This is a genomic window from Ruegeria sp. BHSA162 (assembly GCF_059613385.1).
This window is the reverse complement of the sequence record NZ_JBXWSK010000104.1, coordinates 1-10026: the sequence shown is the minus strand read 5'-3', so window position 1 is coordinate 10026 and position 10026 is coordinate 1. Positions and strand designations below refer to the sequence as shown.

The following is a 10026-nucleotide window of genomic DNA, read 5'->3' as shown; positions in this document are numbered from 1 at the left end:
TCGTGATCTACTGCACGCCACAGATAATGTCGCTTGCCATTCACCTTTACGAAAACCTCGTCCACGTGCCACTTCCATTTCGAGAACGCGCGCAGCTGCTGCACACGCTTCAGGAACTTTGGGACGCTGCAAAGTCACGCCAAAAAAGAACGGCTCTCCCTAAGCGGACCAACCGGGGGCACGCACTGGGCCGCGCCCGACGGGCAAAGTACCTGCTGTCAGGTCTACTCTCCTGCGGGGTCTGTGGCGGCGGCATGTCAGTCATTTCGCAAACCCACATCGGTTGCTCTTCTGCGCGCAACAGAGGCACATGCAACAATCGCAAGTCCATCGCGAGGACCAAAGTTGAAGACCGGGTTCTCACCGCGCTCTCCGACCAATTGATGGCCCCAGACCTATTCAGTGTCTTTTGCGAAGAGTTCGTCGCAGAGACCAACCGGTTGAGAAACACCTCCCAATCGTCTCGCGCGTCCAAAGAAGCCGAACTCGCAAAGACCAATCACGCGCTGGAACGTTTGATCCAAGCGCTGATAGACGGAGCGCCGACGTCCACCGTCAAAGGCAAAATGGCTGAGCTGGAAGAGAGGAAGGTCAAGCTGGAGAGTGACCTGGAGGCGGCACCAGCCCCGCAACCGACGCTGCATCCCAACTTGTCAGACATCTATCACTCCAAAGTCAGCGATCTTGCCAACGCTCTCAATAAACCCGACGTGCGTAGCGAGGCTGCGGAAGCGCTGCGCGCTCTGATCGACAAGGTGGTGCTGACACCGTCTGAAGATGGATATGACATTGATCTGCATGGAGATCTTGCCGGCATTCTCGCCTTAGCGTCTGGCAAAAAAGCAAAAACCGCCCAAGCCGACATGGCTGAGGCGGTTTCGCAAGTATCGCTGGTTGCGGGAGAGCGCAACCGCCGTTGTCGAACGCAGTTAAAATGCATGATTAAAGCGTAATCCTTTTGAAAGCAGACGTTCCTATCAAAACACTTGTATGACCGCATTGAGCCCGAAGTGCATGATGCTGCGTTCGGCTCGGGTGGCAGCGACCCGTAGGCACCGCCGTCTCAAGTTCGTCATTGCCAGCTTGAAAAGACTTCTCGGGCCAATTCGCTTTCGGGCCTGAGATTTTCAATTCCTTCATAAGGGACACCCTTGCCGAGCGGTTTGTGAGGGTGCTTCACGATGGTTTTCTGATGGCGCTTTACCATGTCTTGGAAAGACGCCCCGGACCACAGTGAATACCCGACAAGCGGATGTTCTTCACGGGGATCGCGATAGACATTGAAGACAGGGGCCGCCGCGCCTGGCTGACCGGGGGCTGGCAGATGCATCTTGAACTCTTGCTTCACCACCGAACGCAATACTGGCCCTTCGTACACATAGACGTAATCGCGGCGCGAATTGCCTTCTCCCTCGAGCAACAATGCCGTCTGATCGATTCCATCAATTACCCGGTCGCGTGGAATGTGGTCTGTCGCGCCTGCGATCCGGGCAAATGTAGAAAACAAATCCGAGACATGAACGATGTCACCTGCCGCACTGCCCGCTTCGATTGCACCGGGCCACCGGATGAACGCATCAGTTCTCACACCGCCTTCAAGGTGCTGTGTCTTTCCGCCGCGATAGATCAGTTGGTTCAGGCCGGAGGTCCCCTCATAATGATACATCAAGCCATTGTCAGCCATGATCATGACGACGGTATTATCCGCCTTGCCGGTTTCATCCAGCTTGGCCAAAACCTCGCCGATCCAACCGTCCAGAACCTGCAATTTGTCCGCATGGAAGCCGCCGTTGCGGGATACGGCCTGATCAGGATAAGCAAAGTTCAGCGGATAGAGTGGCCAGTATTGCATAAAGAATGGCGCGTCCTGCGAAGCCAGCCGCTCCAGCTGCTCCAATGCTTGACGCTGATAGCGCAAGTTCATTTCCTCGTATTTCGCCTGGGTCCATTCTTCGCCGGGCTCCATTTCGACTTCGCGAGCCAGACCACCCGCTTCACCTTCTACGCCGGTCACAAGGCCATAGGGTTTGAACCGCTCGTCCAATTGAAACTGGTTGGACTGCCCTGACCAATGGTAACCAAGCATATTGTTGGCGACCATCGCATCACGTGTCATCAAGCTCAGCTGAACCTGCTGATGCAAGGGAAAAGCCGCCCAGTCGAAGCCCTGATTGTGCGGATAGGCCTGTTCAATATCGCCTTGGTGCCATTTCCCGACGTGCGCGGTGTTGTACCCTACTTCCTTGAGGATTTCGGCGATGGTGACCTCCTCGGACCCAAGACCTTCGCCGACCAGGGCGACCTTGACCTCTTCCACGCCCGCGCGCACCGGATGTCGACCGGTCAACATCGCCGTTCGAGTCGGTGTGCAGGATGGCTCCGTGTACATTCGCATCAAAGACATGCCTTCTGTGGCAAAGTCATTGATGTTGGGCGTATCGAAACCGGTGACATAGTTCATCGTCCGGTTGCCCATTTGACCGAAACTCACATCGTCAATCAGAATGTAGAGGATGTTGGGTGGTTGTCCTCCATTCGCGTCACGGATCTCGGCAAGCTTAACTTCTATCTCCGCATCCTGAGCATCCCATTGCTCGCCAAACTGCGCGCGGAGAAACTCGAACTCGCCGTCGTGTATGATAGGCGCTTCTTGGGCAAAACCCGCGCCAGCAATCAGCACCATGGCTGTGGCATGTTTCAATATTGATCTCATCGGTTTCCCTTCCCCTATTTGAATTATATCTTCCCTGCACGCCGCAGCGATTCAGCAATTTCATCCCGAAGACCATCCAAAGACTCGCGGATGTCGCGGGCAATCGGGTACGACCGACTTCCCGGCTCAGTGTTCACGGAGAGGTACTCGTCACTTAGAAGCTGATAGTCTCGGCAGATTTCATCGAAAACGGTGTCCGCCCGCCTTAGGTCCACAATCGCGGCCTGATGGTTCGGAAACAGGATATCAAGGGCGATGCCTTTCATTTCGGAGCTCGTACAATGGATCAGCTGGTTTAGGGGAGTGTTGGACGAATTCACTGTTAACAATAGGTATATCGGGGCATAATACGGTGTAATCAGATGCGTAACTTACTGAAAATATGGGTTTAACCAAAGACACATCTTCTCCACTGAATGAGAGCGGGTCGCCTGCTGCAAAAGATGTTCGGGCGGCACTTCAGCGGCTTATCAGGTCTTCGACTTTCGCGGGTTCGCAGCGCTTGCAGGACTTTCTGGTGTATGTGGTTGAAGAGTCGCTCAATGGTCGGGCCGATGATATTCGTGCCAAGACCATCGCAATGGATGTTTATGGTGGGACCCTGTCAGAGATGTCGCGCCGTGAAAACGTGGTTCGGGTCGATGCTGGTCGCCTGCGCCGAAAGCTTGCTGAGTATTACGCTGCCGACGGGCAGGACGAGAAAACGGTGTTTGAACTGCCAAAGGGTGGTTACGCACCTCGGATTTTGAAAAGCTGCTCCGAAACGGCACAGCCCAGATTCTCAGAGCTGGAAACCAGTGCGCGCGCATGGGCTCGGCCAAGTGTTAGGATTGTCGGGATTATCATTTTAGGCTGTGTTGCGATTGTTTTTTGGATGAGCTCGACAAAGCAGGATCTTCCGACTGATTTATCCGTAGATGGCCTGAGCCGTGACGAGCGCAGCGCAATTTTTAACGCATCCCCAATGCGTCTACAGGCTGTAAATCTGGCCAATACTGGTCGGGACCTGATCTTTCCGGCTTTAGAACCTGCGCGTCTTGAAGCGGCCCTGACCATATTCAAGGGGGCAATTGAAAACGACGACAGCTATTTCGGCGGCTATGCAGGCGCTGCACAAGTCGCCGCCACAATTGCAGTGCTGACATCCGACGTCGACCTCGCTTGGGACATGTTGAACTACGCTGACACTCAGGCCAAAAGGGCCATCGAATTGGCTCCGGAAACTGGGTGGAGCCAATCCGCAATGGCCTGGGTCAAATTTGCCAAGGGAAACTGGATTGACGCCATTGAATTTGCACAACGAGCACAGCGTTTGGCACCACACGACGTCCATGTGCTGGAGTTCGTGTCGCTGGTCCTGCTATATTCCGGTTCATTTGAACAAGTCGTAGCGATTAGCGAGGACGCACTCTCAAAAATTGAGCTAGAACGGGCTTATGTGTTTCAGAACGCAATGGGGTCTGCAAAATTCCATCTGAAGGACTATGAAGGTGCTGTGTCAGCCTTTGAACGAGTAACGGAAAAGGGTGGCCCTGTCGGACCTGTCTCTGTTGCTTACCTAATGGCGTCACATCAGATGTTGGGGAATAAGGCTCAAGCTCAGTCTCTATCAGAACAACTGTCACGCGAGTGGCCGGACAGCCGCGTGGATGCGCTGTTTGAGAAACTTTTTGCAAATCCGAAATACGGGCAAGACCTCGGTGACGCCATGAGACAAGCCAATTGGAAGCCACCAAGTTAGGAGTGTGATTTCGCATTGCGACCGCTTGAGTTTCTCTCAACGGCATTGAGACCGAATGCTCACCAATTGCACCATGTCTGCTTCATTCGAATTCCTGCCATTCGAACGTTACGCAGCGTTGGTCAAAATGGGCTCTAAGCAGGCGTTCGTAGAGTTTGGGCGAATAACTGCATTGCGGACGGAGCGGTCATTCAAAATTCGCCGGAACAGCGTCAATCGCTGGTACGACATGAAAAGCTCGACGGGTCCCGAGGGTCACCTTTGCCGACATAAATTGCGACTTGTGGATAGGCGCAAATAGGTCTGGCCCCAGCAGGCTGAGCCTTTTCGTCTAGCCAATAGGCCATGATCTCGTCTGGTGCCTCACCTGTCTCCGCCCAATTATCGATCTCAGAGAGGAAATTCACCCAAGAAGGACCAGGGCCACCAAAACAGTGCTCCACTCCGGGCATCATGAACAGTCGGACATCCTCGGCAGCACTTGGATCATGTGCAAGTAAGTCGTCATAGTAGCCGACCATCGCCAGCCCGGATTGTGCGTTATCAGACCAACCGGAGTACAACAGCATCTTCCCGCCACGTTCGCGATACATCGACAGATCGGGGTTTGTAGCATTTAAAGTTTCTGCAGCCGCTGACGCATCATTTTCGTATGTGCCGAAATCGAAGTTCTCATACGTCCAGTTGGGATCATGATAGACAAAGTTCTGCATGATCCCATTTCCGAAACTGAAGAATGCGCTGGGAGAAACCGGTTCTTCAAACCCACCCGATCCGACGCCTTCCTGGAAGCCGGCGTCGTCGTCCTGGTACTTCATTCCACCCGTCAACCAGCGGCTCCAACCACCCTCGGCGGTTTCCCCGCCGAATGGGAAACCGTAGTAGAGGCTTTCGCCTGCAGCATCTTTCGGACCGTCGTAGACCACCTTGAACGCGGCGACTTCCTTGGCGCTCAGGCAGCCCTCGAACTCGCCTGCTTCGCATTGCAGGCTTTCAACGTCGAATGTGCAGGTTCGCGGATCGTTGAGGATGCCATCCTCGAGCCCGTCCAACGCATCGCAGGCTGCCAGATAGGAAGTCTCTACCAGCGCTTGTGCTTCCGGCCCAACGACCGCCTGCTCTAAATCGTTCGGGTCGGGGTACATTGCCTGATTGATTTGGGTGGCCTGAACCGCGATACCGGTCCAGTCAACAGCATAGGCGCCTGCAGCGACCGCGTCGAAATCTTCGGGATAACGCAGCGCAGACATTATTGCTTGCCCGCCACCGCGAGAGCACCCGGTGAAGTAGCTGCGAGAAATCTTCTGCCCGTAGTATGCGTCCGTAAGGGCCTTGGCCGTGACCGCGGTCCGATGCACCGCCAGATGTCCAAAATTGACCAAGGCCTCCAGATCGTTAAGAGCCCAGCTGGCATCTGCGGGATGTCCCTGATGTCCGGTATCGGTGCCGACCGTCGCGTACCCAGATTGAAGCGCTCCGTACAGAAGCGCTGTATTCATCACTGATCCGACAAAACCGCCCCCGCCACCCATGACGAATTTGCCATTCCAGCCGTCTGGTAGAAGAAGCTCAAAATGTATCCTGCCGCCGATCACGCCGGTGACCGAGCAATGCGCGGCCGGGTCCTCCGAGGGCTGCACGACGAGATAGTCGACATCCGGAAGCGGAATGAGCGCGTCCAAGTTACAGGCCGGTTGGCCCCAAGCGGCTACAGGGGCGTGCAACGCAAAACCTGCCATGACGATTTTTGCAAAAGCTTTTAACATGCCTTCCCCTTCTTCTTGGATTTGCCATTGGGATAGTAACCTCAAATGGCAATCGTAAACATGGGGCTGTGACATAAGCTATACTGAGCTCGTGTCGCCGTCTGTGGTACGTATTCTGAAAGTCCACGAGGGGCTCTAAGCAGTCGCTCGGTGGACTGCAAACGAATGGCCGCTTTTTGTGAGAAACAACTATTACTAAGACTTTGAAAAATCCGCCATAGTACTTTCGATCTCACGGCAACCATAATTTCTGTAAAAAGTAAGCAAAAGGTAAACAAAACAATAGGTTGATATAACTAAACGCGTCAGATAAACTGAAAGAACTATCAACCTACCAGCCGTGATGGCTGGGCCGCCAATATTGGGATTGGACAGGACGGCACTTCGTTCTCGACGCACTCGATGGCAATGATCCTGATCTCGTTTGAGGTCAGTGTTTTGTCGTCTGGAGTGCGCTCCGAAGCCAGAACATCGCGATCATTGTCTCGAGCGGTTCCTTTATAAGGAACGTATCGATGACGTGTTCGTCTTCTGATCCCAAGGGCAACCCGCCCAATTTCACTATTCCTGAACCCCTGATCAACCTTGTGCGGCTGTTGGCACGCGAGGCTGCGCGTTCGGATTTCGCAACCCGTTGCAACGGTGAAGACCCAGAGGTGGATCATGGTTGATCTGCCGATCACAGAGGATGCCGCCTATCTCAGCGTGCGCGATGTCGCTGCGCTGTTCCGCATCAGCACCAAGACCGTTCGTCGCTGGATCAAATCCGGCGAACTGCCTGCGACACGGTTAGGCCGCGATTGGCGCATTGCGCGCAGCGACCTGCACGCCCTTGCCCAGCAACGCGGCAATCAGGCAGCAGCCCATGTTCTCTAAGGCCTTCACAAAATTCGGCTTTTCCGGCGTTCGGGAAAACGGGGTCATGGATTTCGGATATAAATTCATACCCTTGTTTTCCCGAATGTCCGCAAGAGGGCCGCTATGGGTCTGCCTGTCCTCGTTTGTCCCCTTTTGTCCCCAATTTCAAAACCGAAGAGGTTTATCATGACACACCACCAAGAGATCCAGCTACCAACAACGCTGGCCGAGGTTCTGGACGTCCTGACGTCCAATCCCGACCCCAACAAGAAACGTCAACAGTCCAAGCTGTCCGCGATCTCGCGCATCAGTACATACATGAACCGCCCTCCGTCGGATATTCCGACAGACATCCCGCAACTGCGCAAACTGCTGGCATCGTTGCATCCCGCCGCCTGCGGGGTGAAGCCCAACACCCTCAGCACCACCAAAAGCGATCTGGCCAGTGCCTTGCGTGCGGTCGGGGTGTTGCAAGATTTTGAAGCCAAATCTGAACTGACCCCGGAGTGGGGCGCGTTTTTGACGACCGTGCAATCCACCCATCAGGTTTGGGGCTTGATGCGGTTTGCACGCTATTGCAGTGCCCGGTCGATCTCGCCCAAGGACATTGGTGGCGAAGTGGTTCAGGCGTTTCGGACAACCCTCGACGCTGTGCTGCTGAAGAACGAACCGGCCAGGTACATCCAGTCCATGATCGACACATGGAACCACGTGATTGACAAACACGGTCTCGATCTTCCCCAGCTGAACCGCTTGTCGTCGGCCGCTATGTGGCCCGCCCGCTGACGGACTACCCGGAAAGTCTGCAAGCAGAGATCAAAGCTTATGTCGACCGCTTGGCGCAACGTGATCTGTTCAGCGATGACGGGCCCGACAAACCGCTGCGCGAGACCAGCCTGCGCAACACCGAAGCCCATCTGCGGCAGATGCTCGACGCGCTGGTAACCTCCGGGCAAAGCCCGGAGAAGTTCACCAGCCTGTCTGTGCTGATTACGGCGTGCAATCTCAAAACAGCCATCCTGAAGATCATAGATCGGCGTGGGAGCGACGGTCTGCCGTCCGGGCTGAGTAATGTTGCAGCAACCTGCATCGCCATTGCACGGCATCACCTGAACGCGGAGGAAGCCACCCTCAAGGCGCTTAAAGGCATTCACAAACGGGTCGCTGCAAATCCGCGCGGTATGAGCCCCAAGAACGCAGAACGCCTTGCGCAGTTCAATGATTGGGAGAACGTAGCCTTGTTGTTGAGCCTGCCGGACACGCTGATGGCACGGGCGGACGACAATCCGACCCGGCGCGACAGCGCTCTGGCGGCGATGCATGCAGCGGCACTGACGATCCTCCTGAGCTGTCCCATGCGCATCAAAAACCTCGCGAACCTGGATTTGGACAAACATTTGATCTCTGCCCGCTCGGGGGGCTGAGCGGAGCGTCGCATCTCCGCCCCGGCTACCAGCGATTGCTGGAAGACGCGCGGTCCAATGTGTTCGACGTCGTTGTGGCTGAGGGTCTTGACCGCATCAGCCGGGATCAGGAACATATCGCCGCCTTCTTCAAGCAGATGCGGTTTCAGGGCATCCCGATTGTCACCGTGGCAGAGGGAGAGATTTCCGAACTGCATATCGGCCTCAAGGGAACTATGAGCAGCCTGTTCTTGAAAGACCTGGCTCAAAAGACCCATCGCGGCCTTGAGGGACGTGTGCGCAAGGGAAAGTCAGCCGGTGGGATCACCTACGGCTATGACGTTGTGCGAGACATGGGCGCAGACGGGTCTGTCACCACAGGGGAACGGCGGATCAATGCAAGCCAAGCCTAGATCGTTCAACGTATTTTTCGGGATTACAGCCATGGGATGAGCCCGCGCAACATCGCCTCCAATCTGAACGAAGAAGGCATTCCCGGACCTCGGGGCACATGGGGCGCATCAACCATCTACGGCAACCACCAGCGTGGCACCGGTATCTTGAACAACGAACTTTATATCGGGCGGTTGGTTTGGAACCGGCAGCGTTTCGTCAAGGACCCGGACAGCGGCAAGCGGCAAGCCCGCCCAAACCCTCCTGAAGACTGGGTCATAGAAGACGTGCCCGAGTTACGGATTGTGTCCGATGACCTTTGGAACGCGGTGAAAGCGCGGCAAGAAAGGACGCGCAACGCCGCAATTAGTGATGGCATCAGGAAGCTTGGCCGCTCCAAGCGGGCACGGCATCTGTTTTCGGGTATGCTGACCTGTGGGTGTTGCGGCGGCGGTGTCATCCAAGTCGGAAAGCAGTATTACGGGTGCTCCACTCATAAGAATAAAGGCACCTGCGATAATCGGCTTACGATCAAACGCTCGGAATTGGAGGATCTTGTTCTGTCCGGCCTCAAGGAACAGTTGCTGCACCCTGATCTGATCGCGGAATTCACTAAAGCCTATCAAGAGGAATACAACCGTCTTGCCGGGTCCATTCAACAGGAACGGAGTAACGCGACACGTAATCTGGCGCAGATCGAGCGCAAGATCGCACATCTCATAGACGCCATCAGCGATGGCATGTTTCACGCCAGCATGAAGGATAAGCTGACAGCGTTGGAGGTTCGCAAATCGGAACTCGAAGCCTTGATCGCCTCCGCCTCTGATGAACCACCGGTTTTGCTGCATCCCGGATTGTCCGATGTGTATCGGGAACAAGTCGCCAATTTAACCACGGCATTGCGCGATCCCACTTCGCAAGCTGAGGCATCATCCATCATTCGCGGCCTGTTGTCAGAGATTCGATTGGTCCCGGAAGATGGGGAATATAGGATTGAACTTGTCGGTGAACTGGCAGGTTTGCTTGCGTTGGGTGTGTCCCAGAACGAACAAAGCCGCCCTTGGGCGGCTCGTTCGGTGTTTTGTTGGACTGTTTTGGTTGCGGGAGCAGGATTTGAACCTGCGACCTTCAGGTTATGAGCCTGACGAGCTA

Annotated in this window: 10 protein-coding genes and 1 pseudogene; 7 read left to right on the top strand and 4 right to left on the bottom strand. The window is 55.1% G+C overall.

Going from position 1 to position 10026, the window contains the following annotated elements; genetic code table 11:
* A pseudogene (locus AC2FM5_RS18155) lies at positions 1 to 110 on the bottom strand (DDE-type integrase/transposase/recombinase); the annotation flags it as partial.
* Positions 111 to 254: 144 nt separating this feature from the next.
* Between AC2FM5_RS18155 and AC2FM5_RS18150 the strand changes: the two are divergent.
* Complete coding sequence (locus AC2FM5_RS18150) at positions 255 to 953, top strand: hypothetical protein (protein ID WP_496737251.1); 699 nt, start codon at positions 255 to 257, stop codon at positions 951 to 953.
* Positions 954 to 1072: 119 nt separating this feature from the next.
* Here the strand turns inward: AC2FM5_RS18150 and AC2FM5_RS18145 are convergent, their stop codons facing one another.
* Positions 1073 to 2701, bottom strand: coding sequence for a sulfatase-like hydrolase/transferase (locus AC2FM5_RS18145; RefSeq protein WP_245222650.1), 1629 nt, complete (start codon positions 2699 to 2701; stop codon positions 1073 to 1075).
* Between the two features lie 35 nt (positions 2702 to 2736).
* Positions 2737 to 2979 carry a hypothetical protein gene (locus tag AC2FM5_RS18140; RefSeq protein ID WP_170448978.1) on the bottom strand — a complete coding sequence of 81 codons (243 nt, stop codon included), beginning with the start codon at positions 2977 to 2979 and terminating at the stop codon, positions 2737 to 2739.
* Between the two features lie 116 nt (positions 2980 to 3095).
* Between AC2FM5_RS18140 and AC2FM5_RS18135 the strand changes: the two genes are divergently transcribed.
* A complete protein-coding gene (locus AC2FM5_RS18135; RefSeq protein ID WP_496737248.1) occupies positions 3096 to 4454 on the top strand; it encodes a tetratricopeptide repeat protein in 1359 nt (452 codons plus the stop codon).
* 212 nt (positions 4455 to 4666) lie between these two features.
* Here the strand turns inward: AC2FM5_RS18135 and AC2FM5_RS18130 are convergent, their stop codons facing one another.
* Entirely contained in the window at positions 4667 to 6220 is a 1554-nt protein-coding gene (locus AC2FM5_RS18130; protein ID WP_170445107.1) for a tannase/feruloyl esterase family alpha/beta hydrolase, read from the bottom strand.
* A 663-nt stretch (positions 6221 to 6883) separates the two neighbouring features.
* On the opposite strand from AC2FM5_RS18130, the gene AC2FM5_RS18125 reads away from it, so the two are divergent.
* The 5 genes from AC2FM5_RS18125 to AC2FM5_RS18105 all read left to right on the top strand — a co-directional run bounded on the left by AC2FM5_RS18125 (position 6884) and on the right by AC2FM5_RS18105 (position 10013).
* Complete coding sequence (locus AC2FM5_RS18125; RefSeq protein ID WP_093965312.1) at positions 6884 to 7096, top strand: helix-turn-helix domain-containing protein; 213 nt, start codon at positions 6884 to 6886, stop codon at positions 7094 to 7096.
* A 168-nt stretch (positions 7097 to 7264) separates the two neighbouring features.
* Positions 7265 to 7864 carry a hypothetical protein gene (locus tag AC2FM5_RS18120; RefSeq protein ID WP_496737246.1) on the top strand — a complete coding sequence of 200 codons (600 nt, stop codon included), beginning with the start codon at positions 7265 to 7267 and terminating at the stop codon, positions 7862 to 7864.
* Entirely contained in the window at positions 7849 to 8502 is a 654-nt protein-coding gene (locus AC2FM5_RS18115; protein ID WP_496737245.1) for a hypothetical protein, read from the top strand. The genes AC2FM5_RS18120 and AC2FM5_RS18115 overlap by 16 nt, the downstream gene beginning before the upstream one ends.
* Before the next feature lie 35 nt (positions 8503 to 8537).
* Complete coding sequence (locus AC2FM5_RS18110; protein WP_496737244.1) at positions 8538 to 8894, top strand: recombinase family protein; 357 nt, start codon at positions 8538 to 8540, stop codon at positions 8892 to 8894.
* The gene (locus AC2FM5_RS18105) at positions 8895 to 10013 is read left to right on the top strand and encodes a recombinase family protein (protein WP_496737250.1); all 1119 of its coding nucleotides are present in this window, start codon (positions 8895 to 8897) and stop codon (positions 10011 to 10013) included. It begins immediately after the preceding gene.
* The last annotated feature ends 13 nt before the right edge of the window (positions 10014 to 10026 follow it).

Excerpts from the sequence above, each read along its gene's own strand:
- AC2FM5_RS18140 (WP_170448978.1), bottom strand. The coding sequence starts at position 2,979 with ATGAAAGGCATCGCCCTTGATATCCTGTTTCCGAACCATCAGGCCGCG.
- AC2FM5_RS18135 (WP_496737248.1), top strand. The coding sequence starts at position 3,096 with ATGGGTTTAACCAAAGACACATCTTCTCCACTGAATGAGAGCGGGTCG.
- AC2FM5_RS18125 (WP_093965312.1), top strand. The coding sequence starts at position 6,884 with ATGGTTGATCTGCCGATCACAGAGGATGCCGCCTATCTCAGCGTGCGC.
- AC2FM5_RS18150 (WP_496737251.1), top strand. The coding sequence starts at position 255 with ATGTCAGTCATTTCGCAAACCCACATCGGTTGCTCTTCTGCGCGCAAC.
- AC2FM5_RS18120 (WP_496737246.1), top strand. The coding sequence starts at position 7,265 with ATGACACACCACCAAGAGATCCAGCTACCAACAACGCTGGCCGAGGTT.
- AC2FM5_RS18130 (WP_170445107.1), bottom strand. The coding sequence starts at position 6,220 with ATGTTAAAAGCTTTTGCAAAAATCGTCATGGCAGGTTTTGCGTTGCAC.